We start from the raw sequence: 26,770 nt of genomic DNA on the forward strand, positions 1-26,770 counted from the left end.
TCGAAGTCGTAGGTTGACGCCATGTCCACCGCCACCGCCGCCCCGGCCGAGCCGGAGGTGCTGTCGATCTCGCAGGTCGCCGCCGTCACCGGTCTCACCGTGCACACCCTGCGCTACTACGAGCGCGCCGGGCTCATGCTCGACCCGGTCGAGCGCGCCTCGTCGCAGCACCGCCGCTACCGGCCGGCCGACGTCGGCTGGGTCGACTTCCTCACCAAGCTCCGCGCGACCGGGATGCCGATCGCGAGGATCCGCGAGTACGCCCGGCTCCTCCGGATCGGGCCCGCCACGGAGCCGGAGCGCCTCACGCTGCTCCGGACGCACCGCGAGGAGGTCGAGGCGCAGCTCGCCCGGACACACGCCAGCCTCGCCGCGATCGACATCAAGATCGCGGCGTACCAGGAGAGGACCACCCACTGATGAAGACGATCACCCTCGGATCCGACGTCGCCGCCCTCGAGGTCTCGCGCCTCGGGCTCGGCGCGATGGGCATGTCGGCGTTCTACACCGGCGCCGGCACCGACGACGCGGAGTCGATCCGCACCGTGCACCGCGCCCTCGAGCTCGGCGTCACGTTCCTCGACACCGCCGAGATCTACGGCCCGTACACCAACGAGGAGCTGCTCGGCCGCGCGCTGGCAGGCCGCCGCGACGAGGTGGTGCTGGCGAGCAAGTTCGGCATGATCCGCCACCGCGGCGACGGGGGCCGCGGACTCGACGGCTCCCCGGAGAACCTGCGGCTCGCCGTCGAGGGCTCGCTCGCGCGCCTCGGCACCGACCGCATCGACCTCTACTACCAGCACCGCATGGACCCGGGCGTCCCGGTCGAGGAGACCGCCGGGGCCTTCGCGGAGCTGATCCAGGAGGGCAAGCTCCGCGGCTACGGCCTCTCGGAGGCGGCGCCCGCGACGATCCGGCGCGCTCACGCCGTGCACCCGGTCACCGCTGTGCAGTCCGAGTACTCGCTGTGGACCCGCGACCCCGAGGCGGAGGTGCTGCCGGTCCTCCGCGAGCTCGGCATCGGCTTCGTCCCGTACTCGCCGCTGGGCCGCGGCTTCCTCACGGGCAGCATCCGCTCGGTCGCCGAGCTGGGCAGCGACGACTTCCGCCGCGACAACCCCCGCTTCGCCGACGGAGCGCTGGAGGCGAACCTCCGCATCGTGGAGGCCGTCGACCGTGTGGCGGCAGAGGCGGACGCGACCGCCGCGCAGGTGGCGCTCGCCTGGCTGCTCGCCCAGGGCGAGGACATCGCTCCGATCCCGGGCACCAAGCGCGTCTCGCGCATCGAGGAGAACGCCGCCGCGGACGCCCTCGTGCTGACCGCGGAGCAGCTCGACGTCCTCGGCTCGCTCGAGGCCCCCGTCGGCGACCGCTACGCCGACATGAGCTCCGTGAACCGCTGACCGCCCTGCGGGACGCCGCTCGCCGCGCGCACCCCGGGTGCGGCCGTGCGAGCGGCGTCCTCGCAGGAGTCACTCCCGCGGCGGCAGCTCCCGCTTCGGGGTGTCCCGCTTCGGGGTGTCCCGCAGGTCGATGAGACCCGTGAACATCGCCCCCCGCTCGTTCGAGCGCTCGTCGCCCGAGAACAGGTTGTCCGGGGCGGAGGACCCGTGCCGGCGCGGGGTTGCGGCGGGAGCGGGCTCCCGCTCCATCTCGACGCGCTGACGCGGGAGGGCGACGGGGTCGTTCTCGTGCAGCCACGAGACGAGCCGCTCGCGCACGTAGCAGCGCAGGTCGAAGAGCGTCGGCGCGTCCTTCGCGGTGACGAGCACCCGGATCCGGACGAAGCCGCCCGTCGCGTCGGTCACCTGCAGCACGCTGGTGCGCCGGTCCCAGAGGTCGGTCTCCTCGAGCATGCGGTGCAGCTCCTCGCGCATCTGCTCGGGGCTGACCCGCCAGTCCAGGTCGAGCTCGACGGCGCCGAGCAGCTCGGACCCGGTGCGGGTCCAGTTCTGGAACGGCTGGGTCGTGAAGTAGTTCGTGGGCAGCACCAGGCGGCGGTCGTCCCAGAGGTGGACGACGACGTAGGTCAGCGTGATCTCCTCGATCCGCCCCCACTCGGTCTCGACGATCACCACGTCGTCCAGGCGGATGGCGTCGCTGAAGGCGAGCTGCATCCCGGCGAAGATGTTCGTGAGGCTCGACTGCGCGGCCAGGCCCGCCACGATCGAGAGCACGCCGGCCGAGGCCAGGAGGCTCGCACCGGCCGTGCGGGCCTCGGGGAAGGTCAGCAGCGAGGCGCCGATCGCGATGACCACGACGGCCGCCACGGCGACCCTCCGGATGATCGTCATCTGCGTGCGGAGGCGGCGTGCCCGGCGGTTGTCGGCCGTGTCGGTCCGGTAGCGCTCGGCGCCCAGGTCCTCGAGGAATACGAACAGGGATCCGATCACCCACGCCGCCGCGCCGATCGTGGCGATCTGGAACACCCGCTGCACGAGACCCGGCCAGGGGTCGCCCGTCACGGTGGCGGCGAGCGCGGCCCAGACCGCGATGGTCATGAGCAGCACGCGGAACGGGATGCGCAGACGCCGGATCAGCAGGCGCGCCCAGGTCTTGCGCTTGCCGACCGAGCGCAGCACGAGGGCGACGACGGCGGTCGCGACCACGGCGATCACGACCGCGATCACCACGGCGAGCGCGATCGAGCCGATCACGGGGAGGACGTCTTCGGGCACATCGGTCCTTTCTGGAGGGGAAACGGAAGCGAACGGAGATCCTGCCACGCGAACGGGGGTCGGTCCGCATTCTGCGCCGGACACCGTGCGGATGCTCAGGCGCCTGTTGGCGTCGGCGGACGGAGACGTCGACCTCGCCTGGAGCACCGTCGCCCGGGCCTTCACGCGGACGGGCATCACCCTGAGCCTGACCGCCGCCGCAGACGACCAGGGCCAGGCCTCCGACGCGCTCGACGTCGGGATCGGCTCCACGAGCGTCGGCTTCCGCGGAGTCCTGCCGCTGCTCGACCCGTCGACCGCCGCACCCTCCAGCGAGTGAGCACGGGCCGGCGCTCCCCCCGCGGGCGCTCCGAGGAGGTCGGGAACGGACTCGGTCCGGGAACGACGAAGCCCCGCACCTCACGAGGAGGTGCGGGGCTGGTGGTGCACCCCCTCGGACTTGAACCGAGAACCCACTGATTAAGAGTCAGTTGCTCTGCCGATTGAGCTAGAGGTGCGTTCCGGCCGGCTGATCGTGCGTGCCGAACCGAGGGATCACATTACCAGCGTCTCCCCCCGTCTCGTCAAATCGAGTGCGACGGAAAGCCCGCGGCAGCGATCGGAGGCTCCGCGGGACCCACCGGTATCGTGGTCGCGTGACCCCGCAGAGCAGTGACCAGAGCTTCGACGACGACCTCCGACTCGCCCTCCGCCTGGCGGTCGCGGCCGATGCGATCTCGCGGGAGCGGTTCGGCGCGCTCGACCTCGTCGTGGACACGAAGCTCGACCGCACCCCGGTCACCGACGCCGACCGCGCCGTCGAGGAGGCGATCCGCGCGCTGCTCGCCGCCGAGCGTCCGGACGACGCGATCCTCGGCGAGGAGTTCGGCACCTCGGGCGAGGCCTCGCGGCAGTGGATCCTCGACCCGATCGACGGCACCGCCCACTTCCTCCGCGGCGTCCCGATCTGGGCGACCCTGATCGCGCTCGCGGTCGACGGCGTCCCCGTCGTCGGAGTCGTCTCCGCTCCCGCTCTCGGCACGCGCTGGTGGGCGGCCGAGGGCTCCGGCGCCTGGGCCGTCGAGCTGGAGGCCGGGGCCGAGCCGCGACCGCTGCGCGTCTCGGGGATCGACACGCTCGCCTCGGCGACCTTCAGCTACAACAGCATCCAGCAGTGGGAGGGCGCGGGCCGTCTCCCGCAGCTGCTCGAGCTCGCCGGCGCCGTCTGGCGCGACCGGGCGTACGGGGACGCGTGGCCCTACATGCTCGTCGCCGAGGGCCTCCTCGACGGTGCGGGCGAGTTCGACGTGAAGCCCTACGACCTGGCGGCCCTGGTGCCGATCGTGCAGGAGGCGGGCGGCCGCTTCACCTCCGCCGACGGGGAGGACGGGCCGTGGCACGGCAGCGCCGTCGCCACCAACGGCCTGCTGCACGACGAGGTGCTCGCGATCGTGGCGCCGCGATGAGGAGCCGGACGGCCGCGCTCGCCTCGGCGGCGCTCCTCCTGCTCCTCTCGGGCTGCTCCTCCGTCGTCGGGCCGGACGGCCCGGAGGCCGTGCGTGGCGAGGGCGGCACGGTGGCGACCGCCGGCGTCACCGACGTGTTCTCGCTGCGGCGCGGCGACTGCCTGGCCGACCCGGGCGACGACCGCATCGCCGACGTGGACGTCGTCCCGTGCGCCGAGGAGCACGAACTGGAGGTCTTCCACACGTTCGCGCAGCCCGGAGACCGCTACACCAGCCGCAACACGCTGCTCGCCCAGGCCGAGGCGGGCTGCGAGCCGGAGTTCGGCGCCGTGATGGGGATCGCCTACGGCGACTCCGCCCTCGAGTACCGCTCGCTCGTCCCCTCCGAGGTCGGCTGGCGCCACGGGGACCGCACGATCGTCTGCGCGGTCCTCGATCCGGCCGACGACTCCACCACCGGCAGCCTCTTCGGCTCCGCTCGCTGACCACGGCTCCGATCGACCCCCGTTCGGCTCATTGACACGCGCTCCGGCGGAGCGCAGGGTGAAGGGACGACCGGCAGGCGCGAGGGGGCGCGGAGACCGGCGGCTCAGGAGTCGACATGCAGGACCGGCACGATCAGGAACCCGCCGAGCGCTCGCGCACGGCCGAGCAGCACTGGGGACCGGCGGACAGCCTGTTCCCGAGGCTCCACCGGCAGAGCTCCCTGCTCGCCGCCGCGGAGGCGGTCGCGCAGGTCGACGGGCCCGGCCCGGGCGACGTCTGGTCGCGGCTCCTGCACGACTACGCCCACGCCTCCGACCGCGTCGTCTCGGTGGACGGCGACGCCGAGGCCGCCACGCTCGGCTGGCTGAAGCCGCGCGGTGTGGTCTCGATGCTGGTCACCGAGCGGTGCGACGACGACGACGCCGCCGAGCACCTGGTGGCCGCGCTCGCCGCGATGAACGCCGTGACCCTCTCCGTGCACGAGGCGCGAGCAGTACGCCTCCGTCCTCTGCTGGAGGTGCTGCACCGGCTCCTGCCCGACGCGTTCGCCGAGCTGCCGGTGGACCGCAGCGCCCACTACCCGGCCGGCACCGCCGTCGCCGTGCTGGCGCCGGGCGTGCTCTACCGGGACTGGGCCCCGCCGCAGGCTCTCGCCGGCCCGGCGCACGACGACGACGACCGGCTGGCGATGCTCACCCTCTACGGGCGGATCAGACAGCTCGACGTGCGACCGTCGTGAGGGCGGCGGAGCGGAGCTCCCAGTGTGCGACGACGACCGGTGGTGGAGATGGGGGGAATCGAACCCCCGTCCATCGCTGTGATTCTGCGCCTTCTACGGGTGTAGCCGATGAGAGCGTTCTGCTCGGCCCCGACCGTTACCATCGGCGCATCGGTCGACGGGCCCAGCCCGAGTGCAAGTCCCGCGTCGCCCTCAGGCGTAACGACGCAGCAAGTCCTCTAGATGACGCCAGGATCCGGGGCGAGGACGCACCCACGGGCTGACGGACTATCTACTCTGGCTTAGGCAGCGAGAGCGAAGTCGGTGCGCTTCTGTTCGGCACCTGTGTTTTCCAGGGATCGTTGACGAGATGACCCTGGATCCTCGACCCGCTTCTCGCAGTTTCGCAGGCAATGTCGAAACCGATCATCCCCGCGAGCACTCGACGGCCAGGAGGCCGCTGGAGTGGGTCGTTCGTCGCACACTGTGGAGTTACGAGTCCTAGTCTACCTCAGCTCCGCGGGCGGTCACCCGGCGGCGGCGCAGATCGAGCAGACCCAGCACGAGCGCGAGCGCGATCAGCCCGAGGGTGACGAAGTAGCCGTTGCGGAAGGCGTCGTGGTAGCGGTCCAGCCCCTCCGCCATCCCCTGCTCGCTCGCCAGCGTCGCGAAGAAGACGGCGGAGGCGCAGGCGGTGCCGACCGCGGTGCCCACGCGCTGGCCGAGCTGGCCCACGGAGCCCGCCACGCCGCCCTGCGCCGGCGGGATCTCGGCGAGGGTGAGCGTCTGGTTCGGCGACACGACGAAGCCGCCGCCGGCCCCGGCGACGAGCATCGCGGCACCCATGCCGTAGGCCGCGGTCTCGGCCGGGAGGAGCTCGGCGGCGAGCAGCACGAGCGTGAAGCCGATGACCACGAGCACGATGCCGAGCACCACCAGTGCGCGGCCGTAGCGCTGCACGAGCTTGCCGCCGTACCAGGCTGTCACCGCCGAGGTCAGCGCGAACGGGATGCTCACCATGCCGGCGAACACCGGCTCGAGGCCGAGCCCCTGCTGGAGGAAGAGCGTGGTGAGGAGGAAGGTCGCCGGGATCGCGGCGAAGTAGGAGGTCGCGATCAGGATGCCGTTGCGGTAGGAGCTGGTCCGGAAGATGCGGAAGTCGATGACGGGCGTCCGCCCCGACGCGGCGTAGTGCGCCTCCCAGCGCACGAAGACGGCGGCGGCGGCCGCGGCGAGGACCAGCCAGAACCAGCGGTAGGGCGAGTCCGAGGAGGAGCCCGTGGTCAGCAGGAACGGCAGCATGAACGCGAAGATCGCGACCGCCAGCAGGAGCAGGCCGACCGGGTCGAGGGACCGGTCTCCCTCGGGCCGCGAGCGCTTCTTCGGGATGAGCTTCCAGGCGAAGACCAGCGCGGCGACGCCCAGCGGGATGTTCATCCAGAACAGCAGGCGCCAGCCGTCCTGCTCGCCGCCGATCGCGATCAGGAGGCCGCCGAGGGTCGGGCCGAAGGCGGTCGACAGGCCGATGGTCGCGCCGAAGACCCCGAAGGCCCGGGCCCGCTCGGCGCCGGTGAACATCTGCTGCACCAGCCCGAGGACCTGGGGCATCTGGATGCCCGCGGCGACGCCCTGCAGGAAGCGCGCGACGACGAGCAGCTCGATCGACGGCGCGAGCGCGCAGAGCAGGCTCGTCACCGTGAACGCGGTCAGCCCGATGAGGAACAGCAGGCGGCGCGAGCGGATGTCGCCCAGCCGACCGGCCGGCACGAGCGCCAGTCCGAAGGCGAGCGCGTAGCCCGCGACGATCAGCTGCAGCTGGCTCGCGTCCGCTCCGAGCGAGCGCTCGATCGACGGCAAGCCGACGTTGACCTTCGAGAGGTCGAGGATCGTGATGGCCGCGACTCCGACGCTCACCGCGAAGGCGCGCCACCGCGTCTTCTCGTCGGCGGCGCTCAGGGCGGCGGGGGCGCTGTTCTCGGGGGAGGTCACGCGCCCCAGTCTCCCAAAGCACCGGGCGCGAAGAAGAGGCTTGCGCGGCACCCGTCGGACAGTGCCCGCCGGGGCCTACTCGCCGAGGCGGCGGCGGGTCGACATCGCACGGTCCGCCTCGCGGCGGTCCTGGCGCTCTCGGAGGACCTGGCGCTTGTCGTAGTCCTTCTTGCCCTTGGCCACGGCCAGCTCGACCTTGGCCTTGCCGTCGCTGAAGTACAGCGAGAGCGGGATCAGCGTGTACCCGCCCTCCTTCACCTTGTTGTGGATCTTGAGGATCTGCGCCTTGTGCAGCAGCAGCTTGCGCTTGCGGCGCGGCGGGTGGTTCGTCCAGGTGCCCTGGGCCCACTCGTTGATGTGGACGGCGTCGAGCCACGCCTCTCCCCCGTCGACGAACGCGTAGCCGTCGACCAGCGAGGCTCGGCCGGCCCGGAGGGACTTCACCTCGGTGCCGGTGAGCACGAGGCCCGCCTCGTAGGTGTCCTCGATGAGGTAGTCGTGGCGCGCCTTGCGGTTGGTCGCGACGACCTTCTGTCCCTGTTCTCTGGGCACGGCTGCTCCTCGGGTCGCGAGCGGATGAAGGGGGCGGGCATCGTCGGGGCGATGCACCGGTGGGCCGCCCCGAACGGGACAGCCCACCAGTATACGTCCGCTCCGGGATCAGACCCGCAGGTACCGCGCGATCGCGACGTTCGCCGAGACGGCGGCCAGGACGATGCCGACCACGATCAGGATCGGCACGACGATCAGAGCGTCGTCGAGTCCCACGAAGGAGGTCAGCGGGATCCGGTACGCCAGGAACCCCTGCACGAAGACCTGCACGATGGCGACCACCGCGACTCCCGCGAGGATCGAGCCGACCAGCGCGGCGAAGACCCCCTCGAGGATGAACGGGGTCTGGATGAACCTGTTCGAGGCCCCCACGAGCCGCATGATGCCCAGCTCCCGTCTCCGCGAGAACGCCGAGAGGCGGATCGTGGTGGCGATGAGCAGCACGGCCGCGACGAGCATCAGGACGGCGATGCCGATCGCCGTGTAGCTCGCCGCGTTGAGCATCGAGAAGATCTGGTCGAGGTACTGCCGCTGGTCGGTGACGCTCTCGACTCCCGAGACGCTCGACAGGCTCTCCACGATGACGTCCGACTGGGTCGGGTCCTTCAGGTTGATCCAGAAGGTCTGGTTGAGCAGGTCGGGAGTGACGTACTCGGCGACCGGGTTGCCCGCGAACTGCTCCTGGAAGTTCGCGTAGGCCTGGTCGTGGTCCTCGAAGTAGGAGCGGTCGATGTACGGCGCGAGCGTGGCGCCCTCGAGCTGGCCCTGCACCGCGTCGATCTGCTCGGCGGTGGCGTCGGAGCCGCTGCAGTTCGAGCCGCCGGAGGTGGCGGTGCACATGTACACCGCGACCTGCGCCTTGTCGTACCAGAAGTTCTTCATCTGGCCGATCTGCATCTGGAGCAGGATCGCCGTGCCGACGAAGGTGAGGGAGATGAAGGTCACCAGGATCACCGAGAGGACCATGGAGACGTTGCGCCGGAGGCCGCTGGCGACCTCCGACCAGATCAGTGCGAATCTCACTTGACGGGTCCTACGTTCTGCTGGTCGTCGCCGGTCTCGTCGCCCTCGCCCGCGTGGGCGCGGAGGCCGAGGCGCGCGGCGAGCGACTCCTCGGGCAGGGCGCCGGTGTCGGCGGGGAGGAAGATCGGACCGGTCTGGCTCTGCAGCTCGACGACGCGCGGGGCGGCGGCGGGCTCGGCGGCCGGCTCCGGCTCGCGCTCCGGCTCGACGGCGGCGGAGCGGCGGCCCTCGGGGACGCGGGGCTGGGCGGCGGTCTGCGAGAGGCGGGCCGGCTCGATCGGCGGGGCCGGAGCCTCCTGGCGCAGGTCGATCTCGGGGACCTCGGCGGGCGCGAGCTCGCTGTCGATGATCGCCGGGGGCGCGGGCTGCTCGGCGACCGCGTGGTCGTCGGCCGCCACGACCACGACGCCGTCGTGGACGACGGTGATGCTCTCGGTCTGGCCGTAGCCGCCCTGGCTCTCGTCGCGGACGATGCTGCCGGCCGAGAGCTCGATGACGCGGCGCTTCATCTGGTCGACGATGCCGGCCTCGTGGGTCGCCATGATCACGGTCGTGCCGCCCGCGTTGATCCGCTCGAGCAGCGCCATGATGCCGGCGCTCGTGGTCGGGTCGAGGTTGCCCGTGGGCTCGTCGGCCAGCAGGACGGCCGGCTTGTTGACGACGGCGCGGGCGATCGCCACGCGCTGCTGCTCGCCGCCGGAGAGCTCGTGGGGCAGGCGCGACGCCTTGCCCGCGAGGCCCACCATCTTGAGCGTGTCCGGTACGGCCTCCTGGATGTAGCCCTTCGACTTGCCGATCACCTGAAGACTGAACGCGACGTTGTCGAAGACGGACTTGTTCGGCAGCAGCCGGAAGTCCTGGAACACCACGCCCATGTTGCGGCGGAAGTACGGGACCTTGCGGCTCGAGATCTTGCCGAGGTTCTGCCCGAGCACGTGGATCGACCCGGAGGAGGGGCGTTCCTCCTTGAGGATCAGGCGGAGGCAGCTCGACTTGCCGGAGCCGGAGGCGCCGACGAGGAAGACGAACTCGCCCCGGAGGATCTCGAGATCGATGGCGTTGAGGGCGGGTCTCGTGCCGCCCCGATACTGCTTGGAGACGTTGTCGAAGCGAATCATGTCGGTACGAGGGTAAGCGACGATCCCGAAGAGTCCGCCGAGGGGGCGCGCGGCGCGTCGGTGGGGACGCGCCCGAGCCGCGCTAGGAGGACTTCCGCCAGCGGATCCCGGCGGCGATGAAGCCGTCCAGATCGCCGTCGAACACGTGCGAGGGGTTGCCGACCTCGTGGTCGGTGCGCAGGTCCTTCACCATCTGGTACGGAGCGAGGACGTAGCTGCGCATCTGGTCGCCCCAGCTCGCGGTGATGGTGCCGGCGAGCTCCTTCTTGGTGGCCGCCTCCTGCTCCTTCTGCAGCAGCAGGAGCCGCGACTGGAGCACGCGCATCGCCGCGGCGCGGTTCTGGATCTGGCTCTTCTCGTTCTGCATCGACACGACGGTGCCGGTGGGCAGGTGGGTGAGGCGCACCGCGGAGTCGGTGGTGTTCACCGACTGGCCGCCGGGGCCGGAGGAGCGGAAGACGTCCACGCGGATGTCGTTGTCCGGGATCTCGATCGCCCCGGCCTCCTCCATCAGCGGGATGACCTCGACCGCGGCGAAGGAGGTCTGGCGCTTGCCCGCGGCGCCGAAGGGGCTCATCCGCACGAGGCGGTGGGTTCCGGCCTCGACCGAGAGCGTGCCGAAGGCGTAGGGGGCGTCGATCTGGAAGGTGGCCGACTTGATGCCCGCCTCCTCCGCGTAGCTGGCGTCCATGACGGTCGCCGCGTACTTGTGCTTCTCGGCCCAGCGGAGGTACATGCGCATGAGCATCTCGGCGAAGTCGGAGGCGTCGACGCCGCCCGCTCCCGCGCGGATGGTGACCACGGCGGGGCGGTCGTCGTACTCGCCGTCGAGCAGGGTCTGCACCTCGAGCTCGCCCATGACCTTCTGGAGGGAGGAGAGCTCGGCGATCGCCTCCTGCTCGGACTCGGCGTCCTCGGCCTCGTTCGCCATCTCGACGAGCACCTCGAGGTCGTCCAGGCGCCGGTCGATCGCGGTGATCCGCGCGAGCTCGGACTGGCGGTGGCTGAGGGCGCTGGTCACCTTCTGCGCGTTGGCCGTGTCGTCCCACAGGTCGGGGGCGCCGGCCTGCTCGCTGAGCTCGGCGATCTTCGAGCGGAGACCGTCCACGTCGATGACGGCGCGGATGTCGGCGAAGGTGGAGCGGAGAGCAGTGATCTGCTCGGTGAAGTCGTTGTCCAGCATGGTGCGTCCAGACTACCGGGGGCCGGGGGCCGCCCTCCGGCCCGGGCGTACCCTGGGGACGGTGACCAGCACCGCTCCGCGCCCCTTCCCCGTCGGGCCGCTGCTGCTGTCGACCTTCCTCCCCACCCTCCTCTTCTCCATCGGCGAGGGGGCGATCATCCCCCTCCTGCCGGCCGCGGCCGGCGACCTCGGCGCGACGCTGGCCCTGGCGGGCCTCGTGGCGGGGATGATCATGATCGGCGAGCTGGCGGGCGACATCCCCAGCGGCTGGATCGTCTCGCGGATCGGCGAGCGCGGCGCGATGCTCGGAGCCTCGGCCGCGTCGATCCTCGGGCTCGTGGTGTGCCTGCTCTCGACGTCATGGGTCGGGCTGACGATCGGCGTCTTCGTGATCGGCCTCGCGACCGCGGTCTTCGCGCTGGCGCGGCACGCGTTCATGACGTCGTTCGTCCCGATCACGCACCGCGCCCGCGCGCTCAGCGCCCTCGCCGGGGCGTTCCGCGCCGGCTGGCTGATCGGCCCGTTCCTGGCGGCCGGGGTGGTGCACCTCACCGGCTCCGTCGAGTCCGTCTTCTGGGTGCACATCGTCTGCTGCGTGGCGGCGGTCGTGGTCCTGCTGCTCGTGCCCGACCCCGCGACGGTGCTGCGGCGGGCGCAGGCCGCGGCCGACCGCGCCGCTCCGGAGGACGTGGTCGCCGCGGAGGCGTCGGCGACCGTCCCGGAGTCGCCGCAGTCGCTGCTCGGGACGCTGCGCGAGCACCGCGGGGTCCTCGCTCGGATGGGGACCGGCGCCGCCGTGATCGGGGCGCTGCGGGCGAGCCGGACGCTGATCCTCCCCCTCTGGGCGGTGAGCATCGGGCTCGCCGAGACCGACACCGCGATCATCATCGGCATCGCCGGCGCGCTCGACTTCGCCCTCTTCTACGCCGGCGGCCAGCTGATGGACCGCTTCGGCCGGGGCGCCACCGCGATCCCCTCGATGATCGGCCTCGGGCTCGGCCACCTCGCCCTCGCCGCCTCGGTGCTCGCCCTCGATCCGGTGCCCTGGTTCGTCGCCGTGGCCTGCGTGCTCGCGGCCGCGAACGGCATCGGCTCCGGCATCCTGATGACCATCGGCGCCGATCTCGCGCCTCCCGCCGATCCGGCCCCGTTCCTCGGCGCGTTCCGCTTCACCGGCGACGCGGGCAACGCCGCCGCCCCGATCGTCGTGTCGGCGCTCACCGCCCTCGTCTCCCTCCCCTTCGCCGCCGTCGTGATGGGGGTGCTCGGTCTGGGCGGAGCGGGGGCGCTCGCCCGCTGGATCCCGCGGTACCTCCCCCGAGCGGCTTTCCGCGGCTGAGGCGCGGAGCCCTCCTCCTACACTGGAGCCCGCACGCGGGAGTGGTGGAATGGCAGACACGCAGGATTTAGGTTCCTGTGCCGAGAGGCGTGAGGGTTCGAGTCCCTCCTTCCGCACGGGATCGGCCGGTACGCTGAGCGCGCTCGCGTGACCGCCGACCGGCCACCGGCCCCCGTCGACTGGAGATCCGTTGAACCACGCCGCCCTCGTCCCCTGGCTCGATCCGGAGACGATCCTGACCTCGTTCGGCCCCTGGGGCGTGCTCGTGGTCTGCCTCATCGTGTTCGCCGAGACCGGACTGCTGATCGGCTTCCTCTTCCCGGGCGACACGCTGCTGATCATCACGGGCCTGCTGGCGCACGAGAACGCGTCGAACGGCGGCCTCGGCGTCCCGATCTGGCTCATCTGCCTGGCCGTCGGGTTCTCGGCCTTCGTCGGCGGCGAGGTCGGCTACCTGATCGGGCACAAGGCCGGCCCGCGCATCTTCGAGCGCAAGGAGTCCGGCTTCTTCAGCATCGAGAACGTGAAGCGGACCAACGCGTTCTTCGAGCGCTTCGGCGGCCTCGCCGTGATCCTCGCGCGCTTCGTGCCGATCGTCCGCACCTTCGCGCCGATCGCGGCCGGCGTGGCCCACATGAACTACCGCAAGTACAGCCTCTACAACCTCATCGGCGCCCTGATCTGGGGCAGCGGGGTCACCCTGATCGGATGGCTGCTCGCCTTCATCCCGCCGGTCGCCGACTTCGTCTCGCACTACATCGACGTGATCCTGATCGGCGCGGTCGTGCTCGCGCTGGTGCCGACGCTGTTCCACTTCTTCCAGCAGCAGCGCAAGGCGAAGCTCGCCGCCGACCCCGAGACCGACTCGACCGAGTCGGCCGCCTACGTGCTCGACGCCGACACCCTGGACGACAAGCACCCGAAGTCCTGACCTCCGCCTCCGGGGGACGCCACTCCGGCACGCGGCACGCCGACAGGCGTGCACCGGAGTGGCAGTTCGCGGTTGAGCCCGCCGGGTCAGAGCCGGGCGGACAGGGCGGCGAGCTCGGCGCGCAGCGCGGTGAAGGCGCGGGTGCGGTGGCTCCGGGCGTTCTTCTGCTCGGGAGCGAGCTCGGCCGCCGTGAGCGCCCCGGCCTCGGGAACGAACACCGGGTCGTAGCCGTGGCCGTTCGCACCGCGCGGCGCCGTCGCGATCGCGCCGTCCCAGCGGCCCTCGACCACCGTCTCCTGCCCGCCGGGGAGCACGGAGTCCGGCACCACGAGGGCGATGGTGCAGCTGAAGTGCGCACCGCGGTGCTCCACCTTCACGTCGTGCAGCTGCGCCAGGAGGAGCTCGAGGTTGGCCGTCGCGTCGTGCGCGCGTCCCGACCAGCGGGCCGAGAAGATGCCCGGCGCGCCGCCGAGGACGTCGACGCAGATCCCGGAGTCGTCCGCGAGCGCCACGAGGCCGGTGTGCGCCGCCGCCGCGCGCGCTTTGATCAGCGCGTTCTCGGCGAAGCTCACGCCGTCCTCGACGGGCTCGGGTCCGTCGTAGGCGCGGACGCCGACTCCGGGGAGCGCGCCGGCCAGCATGGCGCGGAACTCCTCCACCTTGCCCGCGTTGTGCGTGGCGAGGACGAGGTCCAGGCTCACGCTCCGGGCTCCGCGGCGAGCGCTTCGGCCTGGATGCGGGCGAGGTCGGAGGCACCGGCGACCGCGAGGTCGAGCAGGGCGTCGAGCTCGCGGCGGTCGAACGGGGCCCCCTCGGCGGTGCCCTGCACCTCGACGAACAGGCCGCGTCCGGTGACGACGACGTTCATGTCGGTCTCGGCGCGCACGTCCTCGACGTAGGCCAGGTCGAGCATCGGCACGCCGTCGATGATGCCGACGGACACCGCCGAGAGGCTGTCGATCAGCGGCTGCGCCTTCTGCCCCACGTACTTCTTGCCCCGCGCCCACTCGATCGCGTCGGCCATCGCCACGTAGGCGCCGGTGATCGCCGCGGTGCGGGTGCCGCCGTCGGCCTGGAGGACGTCGCAGTCGATGACGAGGGTGTTCTCGCCGAGCGCCTTCGTGTCGACCACCGCGCGCAGGCTCCGGCCGATCAGCCGGGAGATCTCGTGCGTGCGCCCGCCGACCTTCCCCTTGACCGACTCGCGGTCCATGCGGGAGTTGGTGGAGCGGGGCAGCATCGCGTACTCGGCGGTGACCCAGCCCTTGCCCTTGCCCTGCAGCCAGCGCGGCACGCCGTTCGTGAAGGAGGCGGTGCAGAGCACCCTGGTGTTCCCGAACGAGACGAGCGCGGAGCCCTCGGCCTGGGAGCTCCAGCCGCGCTCGATCGTCACGGTGCGCAGCTCGTCGGGCGCCCGCCCGTCCTTGCGCGCGGCCTTCGATGCGGTGCTGTCGGTCACTCGGGTCTCCCTCGATCGTGCGGGAGCGCGGCCCGGTCGAGCTCGCGCAGGTTGATGGTGCCGGTCTCGACGAGGTCGACGCTCGAGACCTCCGGGCCGAGGAAGCGGCGGGCGAGGCGAACGAAGTCGCTCGAGCCCGTCTCCTCCCACCGGTAGGTCGGAGGAGCGGCGGAGGTGCGCTGCAGGCCGTGCGCCACGAGGGTCCGGTAGACGTCGAGCGCGGTCTCCTCGGCGCTCGAGACGAGGCGGACGTCCGGCCCCATCACGTAGGCGATGGCACCGCGCAGCAGCGGGTAGTGCGTGCAGCCGAGGACGAGCGTGTCGACCCCCGCGGCCTTGAGCGGCGCGAGGTACTCCTCCGCCACCGCGAGCAGCTCGTCGCTCCAGGTGACCCCCGCCTCGACGAACTCGACGAAGCGCGGGCAGGCGGCGGTGAACAGCTGCAGGTCCGGCGCGGCGACGAAGGCGTCGTCGTAGGCGCGGGAGCGGATCGTCCCGACCGTGCCGATCACCCCGACGCGGCGGTTGCGGGTGTCGCGGACAGCGCTGCGGACGGCGGGCTGGATGACCTCGATCACCGGGATGCCGCGGCCGAGCGTGTAGCGCTCGCGGGCGTCGCGCATCATCGCGGCCGAGGCGGTGTTGCAGGCGATGACGAGCAGCTTGGCGCCCTGGTCGACCAGGGTGTCGAGGGTGTCGAGGGCGTAGGCGCGGACGTCGGCGAGCGGCTTGGGCCCGTAGGGCGAGTGCGCGGTGTCGCCGAGGTAGACGATCGACTCGTTCTGCAGCTGGTCGATCACGGAGCGGGCGACGGTGAGCCCGCCGACTCCGGAGTCGAAGATGCCCAGCGGTGCGTCCGTCACAGAGGAACAGCCTACCCGCGCCCTGCGGCCCGGTCCCGGCCGCACGCCGTTCCCGGGCCCGGCGGCGTGCGCAAGCCCCGGCACCCGCGCCTGGGCCGCGCGGGGGCGGCCGTGGAACACTGAGCGGATGGACTCCACGGCCTTCCTCACCGACCGGTACGAGCTCACGATGGTCGAGGGCGCCCTCGGCAGCGGCACCGCCGACCGCCGCTGCATGTTCGAGGTGTTCGCCCGGAGCCTCCCGCCGGGGCGCCGCTACGGCGTGCTCGCGGGCACCGGCCGGCTCCTCGAGCTGATCTCGCGCTTCCGCTTCGGCGACGACGAGCTGTCCTGGCTCCGCGACAACCGCGTGGTCGACTCCCGCACGCTGGACTGGCTCGCCGACTACCGCTTCCGGGGCGACGTCTGGGGCTACCGCGAGGGCGAGGTCTACCTCCCGGGCTCCCCCGTGCTCATCGTCGAGGCGCCCTTCGCCGACGGCGTGCTGCTGGAGACCCTGGTGCTCAGCGTCCTCAACCACGACAGCGCCGTGGCGAGCGCCGCCGCGCGGATGGTCTCGGCCGCCGACGGGCGACCGCTCGCCGAGATGGGCTCGCGCCGCGCCGGTGAGCGGTCCGCCGTCGCGGCGGCTCGCGCCGCCTACATCGCCGGATTCGGCGCCTCCTCGAACCTGGAGGCGGGCCGCAGCTTCGGCGTGCCCACGATGGGCACCTCCGCGCACTCCTTCACGCTCCTCCACGACTCGGAGGAGGAGGCCTTCCGCGCGCAGGTCGCCGCGCTCGGCCCCGGCACGACCCTCCTGGTGGACACCTACGACGTGACGGCCGCCGTCGACCTGGCGGTCCGCGTCGCCGGCACCGGTCTCGGCGCTGTGCGCATCGACTCCGGCGACCTCCCCCAGCAGGTGGCCGCCGTCCGGCAGCAGCTGGACGCGCTCGGCGCGACCGGCACGCGCATCACCGTCACCAACGACCTCGACGAGTACGGGATCGCCGCGCTCGCGGCCTCACCGGTCGACTCCTACGGCGTCGGCACCTCGGTGGCGACGGGCTCGGGCCACCCGACGGCGGGCATGGTCTACAAGCTGGTCGCGCACGAGGACGACGCGGGCGAGTGGGTCGCGGTGGCGAAGAAGTCGGTCTCGAAGGCGTCGATCGGCGGACGGAAGGCCGCCGGCCGTCTGCTCTCCGACGACGGGATCGCCGAGGCCGAGGTCGTGCACGTGGGCGCCGGCCCCGAGGGCGCCGTCGGCGAGGGCGAGCGGGCGCTGCTCGTCCCCCTGATCGAGGACGGGACGATCCGTCCCGAGCACCTCGGCATCGAGGGAGTGGCGGCAGCCCGCGCGCACCACGCCAACGCGGTCCTCGAGCTGCCGATCGACGCGCTCCGGCTCGGCCGCGGCGAGCCCGTCATCCCGACCCGCTACGAGTGAGCGGGCGGGCGCTCACTTCATCTTCGCGTAGATCTCCTTGCAGGCCGGACACACCGGGAACTTCTCCGGGTCGCGGCCCGGGAGCCACTTCTTGCCGCAGAGCGCGCGGACCGGCTTGCCGGTGATGGCGCTCTCGAGGATCTTGTCCTTCGGCACGTAGTGGGAGAAGCGCTCGTGGTCGCCCGGCTCGATGGACTCCTGGTTGAGGAGCTCCTCGAGCTCGCGGTCGAGCGTGGCGGTTCCTCCGCCTCCCTCGAGGGGGTCGGTGCTGCTGTTCTGGACGCGCGGAATCATGCCGACGATCCTACGCGCGGAGCCCGGGCCCGCGGCCGTGCGCTCCGGATCGGGCGGCGCTAGTAGCGGCTGGTGAACGCGACCAGCTCGGTCGCGCGGCGCTCGAACAGCCGGCCGCCGAGGAGCACGCCGAGGGCGAAGACGACCACGGCGCTGCCGAAGCCGACGAGCACGGCGTCGCCCGCCGCTTCCGGGTCGACGAACAGGGCCCTGACGCCGAGCACCACGGCCGGAGCCGAGAGGAGCAGCCCCAGCCCGAACGCGAGGGACTGCGGACCGGCGCCGCTGGCTCCGGGGGCCTGGGGCTGCGTGAACGCGCTGTCGCCCGGGCGCGGAGCCGGATAGGCGAGCCGTGCCGAGACGGCGCTGGCGACGCCGGCGGGGACGAGCAGGAGGCAGGTGTTCACCGCGAGCACGACGGGCAGCGCATCGGGGAGACCCGAGGTCGCGCTGCCGATCAGCGAGCCGAGCACGACGACCGGCACGCCGAGCAGGAGGGTCGGGAAGGCGCGGCCGAGCCGGTCCGACCAGCCGCGGACGCCCGCGGCCACGTGGAGCCAGAACGCCGAGCCGTCGTAGGCGACGTCGTTGTGCAGGAACCAGCCGAGGAACAGCGCGATCAGCGGGACCGGGAGCAGCGAGAGCAGCGGGAAGGGGACGCCGACGACCGCGAGCAGCAGCAGGGCCGCGACCGGCAGCACCGGCACGGCGACGAGCGACGCCTGGTAGCGCGGATCCCGGAGCCAGTAGGTGATGCTGCGCGCCGCGATCGCGCCGGTCCGGGTCGAGCCGAGGACGTCGAACCAGCCCAGCCGGAGGCCGCGCGGCGGCCGGTGCGTGCGCTCGGGGCGCCCGGTCAGCAGGCGGACGACGAGCCACCAGAGCGCGCCCGCCGCGACGAGCGTCGCCAGGGCCAGCAGGAGCGGGCCGAGCGCGTCGCCGGTCCGGGCGGCCGGGGCGATCATCCACGCCGCGCCGAACGGAGTGGCCCCCATCGCCGCGCCCCAGCGCTCGAGCACCGGGGTGTCCCCCGTGTCGACCAGCGCGGCGGCGCCGAGGGCTGCGGGACCGCCCAGCATCAGCACCAGGCCGAGGACGGCCAGCAGCTCGCGGGCGGTCCGGGAGGGGACGAGGGCGGCGGAGGCGGCGAGGCCGATCCGCGCGAACAGCGAGGCCGTCGCCACCGCGAGGAGCGGGCCGACCACGGCGAAGGCGCCTGCGCCCGGGACGAGCGGCGCGCTCGCGAGCCCGACCACCAGCAGGGCGAGCGTGGGGACCGAGACGAGGCCGGCCAGGGCGAGCGCCCCGGCGAGGCGGAGCGGCGGAAGGCCGAAGAGGCGGAACGCGCGCGGATCCATCGGGTCGAGCGGGCCGAGCAGGAAGGGCAGCACCAGGAAGCCGACGGAGACGAGGCCGCCGGCGGTCACGAGAGCGCCCGCCGCCGCGTCCGAGGAGCGCAGAGCGCCGATCGCCGCGATCAGCAGGGCCGTCACCGCGACGACCACGAGCACGCCCAGGACGGCGCCGGCCGAGCGCGCGGGCCCGGAGCGGAACGCGCCCAGGAGGACGTCGACCCTCAGCCGGAGAAGTCGTGCAGCCACTGCAGCCCCTCGGCGATCTGCTTGCCGCCCGCGAGCTCGAGGAAGCGCTCCTCCAGCGTCGCGGTGCCGGCGACCTCCGCGACCGTCCCGGAGGCGAGCACGCGCCCGCCGACGATCACGGCCACGTCGTCGCAGACGCGCTCGATGAAGTCGAGCCCGTGGCTCGAGAGGACGACGGTGCCGCCGCCCTCGACGAAGCGGCGCAGCACGGTGATCACGGCGGCCGAGGAGACCGGGTCCACCGACTCGAACGGCTCGTCGAGGACCAGCACGCGCGGTGCGTGGATCATCGCCGCCGCGAGGGCGACCTTCTTCGCCATCCCCGCGGAGTAGTCCGAGATCAGGCGCTCCAGCGCGTCGGAGAGGCCGAGCGCCTCGGCCAGCTCGACCGTGCGCTGCTTCGCCGTGGCGAGGTCGATGCCGCGCAGCGCGGCGGAGTAGGCGAGGAACTGGGCGCCGGTGAGCCGGTCGAACAGCCGGAGGCGGTCGGGCAGGACCCCGATCAGCGGCTTCGCGGCCGACGGGTCCTTCCAGACGTCGACGCCGTGCACGAGGACGCGGCCGGTGTCGGGTCGCAGGAGGCCCGTCATCATCGAGAGCGTGGTGGTCTTGCCCGCGCCGTTCGGGCCGATGATCCCGTAGAAGGTCCCCGCGCGGACGGCCAGGTCGATGCGGTCGACCGCCACCGTCCTCCCGAAGGTCCGGATCAGCTGGTGCAGCTCGAAGACGACGGGCGAGGCGCCGTCCGGATCCGCGGCACCCTCAGCGGGCTCGGCGTTCGTCACGGACGTCATCCGGCTACGGTACCAACTCGCCCGCAGGCCCCCGGCGCCCGCGCCGACACCCGGCGACACGGCGAGAGGTCAACCACCCTGGCCCCGGGGGGCGTGAACTGTACACTAGGTCTCTACCCGAGGAGTCGATCAGATCGAGACGCAGCGGTTAATTCGAGGAGAACACACGATGATGCACACAGGTTCGACGAGCAGCAGCCCCGCCACCGTCGTCATCCTCGCCGCAGGGATGGGCAGCCGGCTCGGCCGCTCCCTCCCCAAGCCGCTCACGCCGCTCAGCGACGGGCGCACGATCATGCAGCAGCAGTTCGACAACATCCACCACGCCTTCGGCACGAAGATCCCGGTGAGCGTCGTCGTCGGCTACAAGCTCGAGCACATCATCGAGGCCTTCCCCTCGGCGACGTTCGTCTACAACGAGCAGTACGACCAGACCAACACCTCCAAGAGCCTCCTCCGCGCGCTGCAGGCGAGCGGGCAGGGCGGCGTGCTCTGGATGAACGGCGACGTCGTCTTCGACCCGCGCATCCTCGACCGGGCGGCCGCGCTGATCGCGAAGGACGTCTCCTTCGTCACCGTCAACACCTCGAAGGTGTCGGACGAGGAGGTCAAGTACACGACGAGCGCCGAGGGCTTCATCCAGGAGCTCTCCAAGACGGTGCGCGGCGGCCTCGGCGAGGCGGTCGGGATCAACTACGTGTCCGCCTCCGACAAGGCCGCGCTGGTGCGCCAGCTCGCCCGGGTCGACGCCCAGGACTACTTCGAGCGTGGCATAGAGTTGGCGATCGAGCAGGACCGCCTGCTCGTCGAGCCGATGGACATCTCCGACCTCTACGCCGTCGAGGTGGACTTCGCCGAGGACCTCGAGCGCGCGAACCTCTTCGTCTGACGCTCCCGGCTCCTCCCCCGGCTCGAGCGGAGCCGACGGGAGGAGTCGCGCAGTGAGCACGGCCGACACCCTCGCGACCGAGACGGCCCTGCGCCACCGGCGCTCCCGGGCCTGGCGCTACCGCCACTCCCTCTGGCTGCTCACCAGGCGCGACCTCACCGTCCGGTATGCCACGAGCGCGCTCGGGTACGTCTGGTCGGTGCTCGACCCGCTCGTCATGTCGGGCATCTACTTCTTCGTCTTCACCGTCGTCTTCCGGCGGACCGTCGGCGAGGACCCGTACATCGTCTTCCTGCTCGCGGGCCTGCTGCCGTGGATGTGGTTCAACCAGGCGACCTCCGACGCGACCCGCGCGTTCCTCCGCGAGGCGAAGCTGGTGCGGTCGACGTCGATCCCGCGGACCATCTGGGTCGGGCGGATCGTGCTCTCGAAGGGCATCGAATTCGTGGCGAGCCTGCCGGTGCTGGTGCTCTTCGCCGTGATCGCCGGCGCGCACCTGACCTGGGCGGCGCTGCTGTTCCCCGTGGCGATCCTGCTGCAGGCGGTGCTCACGCTCGGCGTGGGTCTGCTGGTGGCTCCGCTCGTGGTGTTCTTCCGCGATCTGGAGCGGGCCGTGAAGCTCGTGCTCCGGTTCCTCTTCTACGCGTCGCCGATCATCTACTCCACGGCCAACCTGCCGGAGCAGATCCGGCCGCTCGCGGCGCTCAACCCGCTCAGCGGGATCTTCGCCCTCTACCGCTCCGCGTTCTTCGAGAGCGAGCTCGACGTCCCGCTCATCCTCGCCTCCGCGGGCATCTCGGTGCTCGTGCTGGCGCTGGGCCTCGTCGTCTTCCGCCGCTCCGAGCGCGCGGTGCTGAAGGAGCTGTGATGGCCGACGCCCCCGTGGTCATCGAGTGCCGCGGCCTCGGGATCCGCTTCCGCCGCAACCGGCGGGGCCGCCGCTCCTTCAAGGACCTCTTCGCCGGCCGCTCCCGCCGCTCGCGGCCCGGCGAGTTCTGGGCGCTCCGCGGGCTCGACGTGCAGGTGCGGGCGGGCGAGGCCATCGGTGTCGTCGGCCGGAACGGTCAGGGCAAGTCGACGCTGCTCAAGCTCGTCGCCGGCGTGGTGCTTCCGGACGAGGGCGCGGTGGAGGTGCGCGGTGGCGTCGCTCCGCTCATCGAGATCACCGGCGGCTTCGTGGCCGACCTGAGCGTCCGCGAGAACGTCTACCTGACCGCGGGTCTCCACGGGATGTCCAAGCGCGAGGTCGACGCGCGCTTCGACTCGATCATCGAGTTCGCCGAGATCGGCGACTTCCTCGACACCCCCTACAAGCACCTCTCGAGCGGGATGAAGGTGCGGATCGCCTTCTCCGTCGTGTCGCGGCTCGAGGAGCCGATCATCCTGGTGGACGAGGTGCTCGCGGTCGGCGACAGGGCGTTCCGCGAGAAGTGCTACGCGCGGATCGAGGAGCTGCTCGCCTCCGGCCGCACCCTCTTCTTCGTCTCGCACAATGAGCGCGACCTCCGCCGCTTCTGCACGCGCGGCCTCTACCTGGACAAGGGCCGCCTGGTGCTGGACGCGCCGATCGAGGAGGTGCTCGCGCGTTACGCTGAGGACTACGCGCCGACACCGCGGAGCAGCACGGCGCCGGCCGAGGGCCCGCCCGTCCAGGGCACCGTCTCCGACGACTGACCCCTCCCGCACGCGGCGCCCGAGGACGCAGGAGTGCACGACATGGCCCAGAAGGACCGCAAGCGCGAGCGCGCCGTGGAGAGGGCCGGCGAGGTGGAGCAGGCCGACGGCTCCGAGAACGCGCAGCTGGCGAAGCTGCTCGACCGGCTCCTCGCGGTGCAGCGCCCGGCCGTGCTGGCGAACATCCGCCTGCTGCGGCGCCGGCGTCCCGGGGCGACTCCGGAGCAGATCATCACGTCGCTCGAGCGGCAGTACCTCTCGAGCGTGGCCGCGGGAGGCGCGGCGATCGGGGCGACCGCCGTCGTCCCCGGCATCGGCACGGCCGCCTCGGTGGCCCTCTCCGGCGCGGGAGCCGCAGGGTTCCTGGAGGCGAGCGCGCTCTTCGCGCAGTCGGTGACGGAGGTGCACGGGATCCCGCTCGAGGACCCGGACCGCGCGCGGGCCCTCGTGCTCACGCTGATGATGGGCTCCTCCGGCAGCGAGATGGTGCGCCAGGTGGCCGGGCAGGCCGTCGGCGGGGGCAGCGGCCTCAACCAGTACTGGGGCTCCGTGGTCACGAAGGGCCTGCCGTCCTTCCTCGTGGGCGAGCTGGCGGACCGCGCGAAGAAGTCCTTCGCCAAGCACTTCCTCGCCCAGCAGGGCGCGGGCCTGGTCGGCCGGGCGATGCCGTTCGGGATCGGAGCGGCGCTCGGCGGCGTCGGCAACGCGATGCTCGGACGCAAGGTGGTCCAGAGCGCGCGCGACGCCTTCGGACCGGCGCCGCAGGCGTTCGGCAACACGCTGGTGCTGGAGCCGACGCGCGCCGAGCGGAAGGCGCTGGCCGCCGCGCCGGCCGAGCCGCTGGCGCTGTTCGTCCGCGACTACGGCGGACCGGGCGAGCGGGTGGCGCTCCTCTTCCACGGCCTCGGCTCCGACTCCCGGATCTGGTACGCCCTGGTCCCGACGCTGCACGAGCACGGCTACCGCGTGGTGGCCCCCGATCTCGCCGGTCACGGCGGCTCGCCGGCATCGCCCGCGTACTCGCCGGAGCGCTGGGCGTCGGACGTCCGCGCCTCGGTGCTGCAGACCCCCGACCTCGTCATCGGCCACGGCCTCGGCGCCGTCATCGCCGCCCGGCTCGCCCCCGAGTACGGCGCCGACCGGCTCGTCCTGCTCGACCCCGCGTTCTCCGACGCCCGCGGCCTGACGAGCGCGCTCCACCGCGGCGGCTCGGTCGCGCACGTCGAGAAGGGCGACGCCGACTCCCTCCGCCACCGCCACCCGATCTGGACGGACGAGCAGATCGAGCTCGACGTGTCGGCCCACGCGCTCTGGGACCAGGACTCCGCCGGCGGGCTGACGGCACGGGGTGCGGCCGAGGCCCCCGAGACGTTCCCCGTGCCGACGCTCGCCGTGATGCCGGAGGACCCGCTGGGCCACGGCTCGCTGGGCGACGTCCTCGCCGGCCGCGGCGTCGAGGTGCGGACCGTGCCGGGGGGCGGGGCCTCGATCCTCCGTGAGGACCGCGCGGCGCTGATCGCGGCGCTGGAGGACCGGATCTAGCTCAGGATCTGCTCCAGCTCACGGCCTGCTCCGCGCGCGATGGTCCGGAGCCGTCGGAGGCGTTCGGTCAGCGTTCCCGAGGCCGGCGCCCGGGCCCGACGAGCGGCATCCCGAGCACGGTGCGGACGAGTCCGCCGCCGTCGCGGTCCTCGGCGATCACGCGGAGGCCGGTCTTCTCGGCGACGCGCCTCGAGGCGGCGTTGTCCGGGTGCACGAGCGCCACGAGTCGTCCCGCGAGGCGGTGGGCGAGCGCGAGGTCGCGGCAGGCCGCAGCCGCCTCGGTGGCGTAGCCGCGGCCGTGCAGACCGGCCCGCACGTGGTAGCCGACCTCGAGCTCGATCCCGCCGTCGACGCGCTGCCAGGTCAACCCGCAGTCGCCGACGAACTCGCCGTCGAGGGTCTCGACGATCCACAGCCCGAAGCCGTGCTCGCGGTAGTTGCGCCGGTTCCACTCGATCCAGGCGGCTGCCTGCTCGCGGTCCTTCGGCGCGGGGTAGTACCGCATCACGACCGGGTCGCCGAGCAGGTCCGCCATGTCGGGGAGGTCCTCGGCGGTCATCTCACGGAAGCGCAGCCGGGCGGTGGCGGCGGGGATCATCGGGTCGGGCTGCTCGGCCTGCGACTGCGGAGACGGCGACCGGGACCGTCGTCGAGCGCTCGATCCATCCGGCCGCCGCCCCCGGCCCTACTTCTCCGCCTTGGCGGCGGCCTTCGCGGCCTGCTTGGTGGCGCGGACCTTCGTCAGCGACTCCGGAGAGACGATGTCGGCGACCGAGCGGAAGGCGCCCTCCTCTCCGTAGGCGCCCGCGGCCGCGCGCCAGCCCTCCCCCGAGAATCCGCGCTGCTTGCCGAGCAGGGCGAGGAAGATCCGCGCCTTCTGCTCGCCGAAGCCGGGCAGCGCCTTCAGACGCGCGAGGACCGTGCGGCCGTCGGGCTCGTCGCGCGTCCAGACGGCCGCGGCGTCGCCGTCCCAGTCGTCGACCAGAGCGCGGCAGAGGACCTGCACGCGGCCCGCCATGTTCGCCGGGTAGCGGTGGATCGCGGGCGGAGTCCGGCAGAGCTCCGAGAACGCGTCCTCGTCGAAGCCCGCGATCGACGCGGCGTCGAACGAGGCGCCCTCCGCCTCGAGGCGCTCCTCGATCCTGCGGGGCCCCGAGAAGGCCGTCTCCATCGCCACCTGCTGGTCGAGGAGCATCCCGATCAGCAGGGCCAGCGGGTCGCGGCTGAGCAGCGCGTCGGCGTCGGGATCGTCGGTGATGTGCAGGGCGGAGTCGCGGGTCATCCTCCAGGGATACCACGGACGGCCCCGGCGGCGAGCGCGCGGACGGTCCGGTCGACGAGGTCCAGCGCCGCAGCGAGCTCGAGGTCGCCGACATGGCCGTAGCCGAGGACCAGCGCCTCGGTCGCAGCCCGTCCCGACAGGGCGTACTCGTGCAGAGTGGCGACGAGCAGTCCCTCCCGGAGCAGCGCGGCCGCGACGGCGTGCGCGTCCAGAGGCGCGGGCAGGGAGAGGACGACGTGCAGACCCCCGTCGAGTCCGCTTGCGCGCCCCCACGGCACCGACTCCCCGAATGCGTGGACCAGCTCACGGCGGTGGGCGTAGCGCCGTCTCGAGCGCGTGAGATGCCTCCGGAACGCCCCGCTCGCCATGAACTGCGCGAGCGCCGCCTGCGTCGGACCCGAGGCGGAGGCGTCCTTCTCGCCGTCGAGGCCGGCCAGCGCCGCGCGCAGCCAGGACGCCCGCGGAACGGCCAGGTAGGCGATGCGGAGCCACGGCGAGACGGTCTTCGAGAACGACCCGACATGGGCGACTCCGCCGCCGGAGTCGAGCGAGGCGAGCGCGGGCAGCGGGGCGCCGACGTAGCGGAACTCGCTGTCGTAGTCGTCCTCCACCACGAGCAGGGGGCCGGCCGACGCGCGGCGCACCAGCTCCAGGCGCTCGGCGAGGGCGAGCCTGCCTCCGGTCGGGTACTGGTGCGACGGAGTCACGACGACCACGTCCGCGCCGGAGCTCGCGAGAGCGTCGAGGTCGATGCCGTCGCCGCGCACAGGGACGCCGACGACCTCGTGCCCGTCGGCGCGCAGGCGGCGCCGGACGGCCGGGTAGCCGGGGTCCTCGACGGCGACGCGCACCTCGCGTCCCAGCGAGGCCGAGGCGGCGCGGGCCAGGAGCGCGACGGCGCCCGCGGTGCCGCTGGTCACCACCACGTCCGACGCCTGCACGTCGACGCCGCGGGACCGGCTCAGCTGCTCGGCGATCTGCTCCCGCAGGGCCGGGTCACCGGAACCCCGAGGAGGCGCCGAGGGCGGCGAGGCGAGCGCCAGGCGCCAGGCGGCCCGCCACTCCGGGGTGTCGAGGGCGCGGGTGTCCGGCCGACCCGGCCTCAGGTCCGCCGCGGCGGACGGGACGACGATCTGCCGGGCCTCCGGCCGCGGCTCCTGCGGCGCCGGCGCCAGCAGTCCGTCGGAGGCGACCGTCACCGCCGCGCGCGGGTGGGCGACGAGGTAGCCCTCCCCCACCAGCTGGTCCACCGCGGCGACGACGGAGCCCCGCGAGACGCCGAGCCGCTCGGCGAGCACGCGGCTCGACGGGATCGGATCCCCCGCCCGGTAGCGCCCGTCCAGCACCGCCTGGCGCAGCGCCTCGGCGAGCCCGGCGCGGACCGAGCCGCGCGGCGACGGCCCGAGGAGGAGCGGGATCTCCAGATCGCCCGACGCCATCGACCGCTCCGCTCTGGACCACTCCGATCGCGCTCCAGT

At 72.6% G+C, this 26,770-nt stretch carries 28 protein-coding genes, 2 tRNA genes and 1 other RNA gene; 14 read left to right on the forward strand and 17 right to left on the reverse strand.

Annotated features, from left to right (window positions below; all coding sequences use genetic code 11):
• Nucleotides 1–21: 21 nt before the first annotated feature.
• Both C5B92_RS07935 and C5B92_RS07940 read left to right on the forward strand, forming a co-directional pair.
• Entirely contained in the window at nt 22–420 is a 399-nt protein-coding gene (locus tag C5B92_RS07935) for a MerR family transcriptional regulator (RefSeq protein ID WP_104350256.1), read from the forward strand.
• Entirely contained in the window at nt 420–1,403 is a 984-nt protein-coding gene (locus C5B92_RS07940; RefSeq protein ID WP_104223552.1) for an aldo/keto reductase, read from the forward strand. The genes C5B92_RS07935 and C5B92_RS07940 overlap by 1 nt, the downstream gene beginning before the upstream one ends.
• A gap of 69 nt (nt 1,404–1,472) precedes the next feature.
• Here C5B92_RS07940 and C5B92_RS07945 read toward each other — a convergent pair whose 3' ends face one another.
• Nucleotides 1,473–2,678, reverse strand: a complete 1,206-nt coding sequence (locus C5B92_RS07945; protein ID WP_258061311.1) for a mechanosensitive ion channel family protein — start codon at nt 2,676–2,678, stop codon at nt 1,473–1,475.
• Nucleotides 2,679–2,769: 91 nt separating this feature from the next.
• On the opposite strand from C5B92_RS07945, the gene C5B92_RS17280 reads away from it, so the two are divergent.
• A complete protein-coding gene (locus tag C5B92_RS17280) occupies nt 2,770–2,997 on the forward strand; it encodes a hypothetical protein (protein WP_181028778.1) in 228 nt (75 codons plus the stop codon).
• A 102-nt stretch (nt 2,998–3,099) separates the two neighbouring features.
• Here C5B92_RS17280 and C5B92_RS07955 read toward each other — a convergent pair.
• Nucleotides 3,100–3,175 (reverse strand) — tRNA-Lys (locus tag C5B92_RS07955).
• Between the two features lie 138 nt (nt 3,176–3,313).
• Here C5B92_RS07955 and C5B92_RS07960 point away from each other — a divergent pair.
• From C5B92_RS07960 to C5B92_RS07970, 3 genes are all read left to right on the forward strand, one after another.
• A complete protein-coding gene (locus C5B92_RS07960) occupies nt 3,314–4,123 on the forward strand; it encodes an inositol monophosphatase family protein (RefSeq protein ID WP_104274581.1) in 810 nt (269 codons plus the stop codon).
• Complete coding sequence (locus tag C5B92_RS07965) at nt 4,120–4,608, forward strand: septum formation family protein (RefSeq protein WP_104274582.1); 489 nt, start codon at nt 4,120–4,122, stop codon at nt 4,606–4,608. The genes C5B92_RS07960 and C5B92_RS07965 overlap by 4 nt, the downstream gene beginning before the upstream one ends.
• A gap of 116 nt (nt 4,609–4,724) precedes the next feature.
• On the forward strand, nt 4,725–5,348 hold the full coding sequence (locus C5B92_RS07970) for a hypothetical protein (protein ID WP_104350257.1): 624 nt from the start codon (nt 4,725–4,727) through the stop codon (nt 5,346–5,348).
• A gap of 40 nt (nt 5,349–5,388) precedes the next feature.
• Here the strand turns inward: C5B92_RS07970 and ssrA are convergent.
• The 6 genes from ssrA to prfB all read right to left on the reverse strand — a co-directional run bounded on the left by ssrA (nt 5,389) and on the right by prfB (nt 11,192).
• Nucleotides 5,389–5,761, reverse strand: a transfer-messenger RNA (tmRNA) gene (ssrA, locus tag C5B92_RS07975).
• A gap of 67 nt (nt 5,762–5,828) precedes the next feature.
• The gene (locus C5B92_RS07980; protein WP_104350258.1) at nt 5,829–7,316 is read right to left on the reverse strand and encodes an MFS transporter; all 1,488 of its coding nucleotides are present in this window, start codon (nt 7,314–7,316) and stop codon (nt 5,829–5,831) included.
• A 75-nt stretch (nt 7,317–7,391) separates the two neighbouring features.
• Complete coding sequence (gene smpB, locus C5B92_RS07985; protein ID WP_104223558.1) at nt 7,392–7,868, reverse strand: SsrA-binding protein SmpB; 477 nt, start codon at nt 7,866–7,868, stop codon at nt 7,392–7,394.
• Between the two features lie 108 nt (nt 7,869–7,976).
• On the reverse strand, nt 7,977–8,891 hold the full coding sequence (gene ftsX, locus C5B92_RS07990; protein ID WP_104350259.1) for a permease-like cell division protein FtsX: 915 nt from the start codon (nt 8,889–8,891) through the stop codon (nt 7,977–7,979).
• Nucleotides 8,888–10,009: a cell division ATP-binding protein FtsE gene (ftsE, locus tag C5B92_RS07995; RefSeq protein WP_104274571.1), complete on the reverse strand. Its 1,122-nt coding sequence runs from the start codon at nt 10,007–10,009 to the stop codon at nt 8,888–8,890. Before ftsE ends, ftsX begins: the two co-directional genes overlap by 4 nt.
• A gap of 82 nt (nt 10,010–10,091) precedes the next feature.
• Nucleotides 10,092–11,192: a peptide chain release factor 2 gene (prfB, locus tag C5B92_RS08000; RefSeq protein WP_104226967.1), complete on the reverse strand. Its 1,101-nt coding sequence runs from the start codon at nt 11,190–11,192 to the stop codon at nt 10,092–10,094.
• Nucleotides 11,193–11,253: 61 nt separating this feature from the next.
• On the opposite strand from prfB, the gene C5B92_RS08005 reads away from it, so the two are divergent.
• The 3 genes from C5B92_RS08005 to C5B92_RS08015 all read left to right on the forward strand — a co-directional run bounded on the left by C5B92_RS08005 (nt 11,254) and on the right by C5B92_RS08015 (nt 13,462).
• Nucleotides 11,254–12,531 (forward strand): MFS transporter, encoded by a 1,278-nt coding sequence (locus C5B92_RS08005; protein WP_258061312.1) that lies wholly within the window; start codon nt 11,254–11,256, stop codon nt 12,529–12,531.
• Nucleotides 12,532–12,566: 35 nt separating this feature from the next.
• A tRNA-Leu gene (locus tag C5B92_RS08010) sits at nt 12,567–12,647 on the forward strand.
• A gap of 74 nt (nt 12,648–12,721) precedes the next feature.
• A complete protein-coding gene (locus C5B92_RS08015) occupies nt 12,722–13,462 on the forward strand; it encodes a DedA family protein (protein ID WP_104238166.1) in 741 nt (246 codons plus the stop codon).
• A gap of 86 nt (nt 13,463–13,548) precedes the next feature.
• On the opposite strand, the gene rdgB is transcribed toward C5B92_RS08015, so the two are convergent.
• From rdgB to murI, 3 genes are read right to left on the reverse strand one after another with little or no spacing between them, the layout of a single operon-like run.
• Nucleotides 13,549–14,163 (reverse strand): RdgB/HAM1 family non-canonical purine NTP pyrophosphatase, encoded by a 615-nt coding sequence (gene rdgB, locus C5B92_RS08020; RefSeq protein WP_104350261.1) that lies wholly within the window; start codon nt 14,161–14,163, stop codon nt 13,549–13,551.
• Nucleotides 14,160–14,921, reverse strand: a complete 762-nt coding sequence (rph, locus tag C5B92_RS08025) for a ribonuclease PH (RefSeq protein ID WP_104345823.1) — start codon at nt 14,919–14,921, stop codon at nt 14,160–14,162. Before rph ends, rdgB begins: the two co-directional genes overlap by 4 nt.
• Entirely contained in the window at nt 14,918–15,784 is an 867-nt protein-coding gene (murI, locus tag C5B92_RS08030) for a glutamate racemase (protein WP_104223566.1), read from the reverse strand. Before murI ends, rph begins: the two co-directional genes overlap by 4 nt.
• A gap of 127 nt (nt 15,785–15,911) precedes the next feature.
• Between murI and C5B92_RS08035 the strand changes: the two genes are divergently transcribed.
• Nucleotides 15,912–17,216: a nicotinate phosphoribosyltransferase gene (locus C5B92_RS08035; protein WP_104350262.1), complete on the forward strand. Its 1,305-nt coding sequence runs from the start codon at nt 15,912–15,914 to the stop codon at nt 17,214–17,216.
• Between the two features lie 12 nt (nt 17,217–17,228).
• On the opposite strand, the gene C5B92_RS08040 is transcribed toward C5B92_RS08035, so the two are convergent.
• Genes C5B92_RS08040 through C5B92_RS08050 form a run of 3 tightly spaced genes read right to left on the reverse strand, consistent with a single transcriptional unit; the run spans nt 17,229 to nt 19,905 of the window.
• Nucleotides 17,229–17,510 carry a DUF3039 domain-containing protein gene (locus C5B92_RS08040; protein WP_104223568.1) on the reverse strand — a complete coding sequence of 94 codons (282 nt, stop codon included), beginning with the start codon at nt 17,508–17,510 and terminating at the stop codon, nt 17,229–17,231.
• A gap of 59 nt (nt 17,511–17,569) precedes the next feature.
• On the reverse strand, nt 17,570–19,111 hold the full coding sequence (locus tag C5B92_RS08045; protein ID WP_104350263.1) for an ABC transporter permease: 1,542 nt from the start codon (nt 19,109–19,111) through the stop codon (nt 17,570–17,572).
• On the reverse strand, nt 19,087–19,905 hold the full coding sequence (locus C5B92_RS08050) for an ABC transporter ATP-binding protein (RefSeq protein ID WP_104350264.1): 819 nt from the start codon (nt 19,903–19,905) through the stop codon (nt 19,087–19,089). The genes C5B92_RS08045 and C5B92_RS08050 overlap by 25 nt, the downstream gene beginning before the upstream one ends.
• A gap of 169 nt (nt 19,906–20,074) precedes the next feature.
• Between C5B92_RS08050 and C5B92_RS08055 the strand changes: the two genes are divergently transcribed.
• The 4 genes from C5B92_RS08055 to C5B92_RS08070 are packed head-to-tail and all read left to right on the forward strand — an operon-like array spanning nt 20,075 to nt 24,010.
• Nucleotides 20,075–20,794: a phosphocholine cytidylyltransferase family protein gene (locus C5B92_RS08055; protein WP_258061313.1), complete on the forward strand. Its 720-nt coding sequence runs from the start codon at nt 20,075–20,077 to the stop codon at nt 20,792–20,794.
• 52 nt (nt 20,795–20,846) lie between these two features.
• A complete protein-coding gene (locus C5B92_RS08060; protein WP_374952924.1) occupies nt 20,847–21,662 on the forward strand; it encodes an ABC transporter permease in 816 nt (271 codons plus the stop codon).
• Nucleotides 21,662–22,468 (forward strand): ABC transporter ATP-binding protein, encoded by an 807-nt coding sequence (locus C5B92_RS08065; protein WP_104223571.1) that lies wholly within the window; start codon nt 21,662–21,664, stop codon nt 22,466–22,468. Before C5B92_RS08060 ends, C5B92_RS08065 begins: the two co-directional genes overlap by 1 nt.
• Nucleotides 22,469–22,510: 42 nt before the next feature.
• On the forward strand, nt 22,511–24,010 hold the full coding sequence (locus C5B92_RS08070) for an alpha/beta fold hydrolase (RefSeq protein WP_104350265.1): 1,500 nt from the start codon (nt 22,511–22,513) through the stop codon (nt 24,008–24,010).
• Between the two features lie 67 nt (nt 24,011–24,077).
• Here the strand turns inward: C5B92_RS08070 and C5B92_RS08075 are convergent, their stop codons facing one another.
• The 3 genes from C5B92_RS08075 to C5B92_RS08085 all read right to left on the reverse strand — a co-directional run bounded on the left by C5B92_RS08075 (nt 24,078) and on the right by C5B92_RS08085 (nt 26,731).
• Entirely contained in the window at nt 24,078–24,608 is a 531-nt protein-coding gene (locus C5B92_RS08075) for a GNAT family N-acetyltransferase (RefSeq protein WP_104226961.1), read from the reverse strand.
• Nucleotides 24,609–24,695: 87 nt separating this feature from the next.
• Nucleotides 24,696–25,292 (reverse strand): HhH-GPD-type base excision DNA repair protein, encoded by a 597-nt coding sequence (locus C5B92_RS08080; protein WP_104350266.1) that lies wholly within the window; start codon nt 25,290–25,292, stop codon nt 24,696–24,698.
• Nucleotides 25,289–26,731, reverse strand: coding sequence for a PLP-dependent aminotransferase family protein (locus tag C5B92_RS08085; protein ID WP_181028775.1), 1,443 nt, complete (start codon nt 26,729–26,731; stop codon nt 25,289–25,291). Before C5B92_RS08085 ends, C5B92_RS08080 begins: the two co-directional genes overlap by 4 nt.
• Nucleotides 26,732–26,770: the final 39 nt, after the last annotated feature.

Origin of the sequence: Rathayibacter sp. AY1A4 (genome assembly GCF_002930955.1) — a bacterium.
Lineage (GTDB): Bacteria > Actinomycetota > Actinomycetes > Actinomycetales > Microbacteriaceae > Rathayibacter.

Coding starts and splice junctions, on each gene's coding strand:
- C5B92_RS07935 (WP_104350256.1), top strand. CDS start 22: ATGTCCACCGCCACCGCCGCCCCGGCCGAGCCGGAGGTGCTGTCGATC.
- C5B92_RS07940 (WP_104223552.1), top strand. CDS start 420: ATGAAGACGATCACCCTCGGATCCGACGTCGCCGCCCTCGAGGTCTCG.
- C5B92_RS17280 (WP_181028778.1), top strand. CDS start 2,770: ATGCTCAGGCGCCTGTTGGCGTCGGCGGACGGAGACGTCGACCTCGCC.
- C5B92_RS07965 (WP_104274582.1), top strand. CDS start 4,120: ATGAGGAGCCGGACGGCCGCGCTCGCCTCGGCGGCGCTCCTCCTGCTC.
- C5B92_RS07970 (WP_104350257.1), top strand. CDS start 4,725: ATGCAGGACCGGCACGATCAGGAACCCGCCGAGCGCTCGCGCACGGCC.
- ftsE (WP_104274571.1), bottom strand. CDS start 10,009: ATGATTCGCTTCGACAACGTCTCCAAGCAGTATCGGGGCGGCACGAGA.
- prfB (WP_104226967.1), bottom strand. CDS start 11,192: ATGCTGGACAACGACTTCACCGAGCAGATCACTGCTCTCCGCTCCACC.
- C5B92_RS08035 (WP_104350262.1), top strand. CDS start 15,912: ATGGACTCCACGGCCTTCCTCACCGACCGGTACGAGCTCACGATGGTC.
- C5B92_RS08040 (WP_104223568.1), bottom strand. CDS start 17,510: ATGATTCCGCGCGTCCAGAACAGCAGCACCGACCCCCTCGAGGGAGGC.
- C5B92_RS08050 (WP_104350264.1), bottom strand. CDS start 19,905: ATGACGTCCGTGACGAACGCCGAGCCCGCTGAGGGTGCCGCGGATCCG.
- C5B92_RS08055 (WP_258061313.1), top strand. CDS start 20,075: ATGATGCACACAGGTTCGACGAGCAGCAGCCCCGCCACCGTCGTCATC.
- C5B92_RS08065 (WP_104223571.1), top strand. CDS start 21,662: ATGGCCGACGCCCCCGTGGTCATCGAGTGCCGCGGCCTCGGGATCCGC.
- C5B92_RS08070 (WP_104350265.1), top strand. CDS start 22,511: ATGGCCCAGAAGGACCGCAAGCGCGAGCGCGCCGTGGAGAGGGCCGGC.
- C5B92_RS08075 (WP_104226961.1), bottom strand. CDS start 24,608: ATGATCCCCGCCGCCACCGCCCGGCTGCGCTTCCGTGAGATGACCGCC.
- C5B92_RS08080 (WP_104350266.1), bottom strand. CDS start 25,292: ATGACCCGCGACTCCGCCCTGCACATCACCGACGATCCCGACGCCGAC.
- C5B92_RS08085 (WP_181028775.1), bottom strand. CDS start 26,731: ATGGCGTCGGGCGATCTGGAGATCCCGCTCCTCCTCGGGCCGTCGCCG.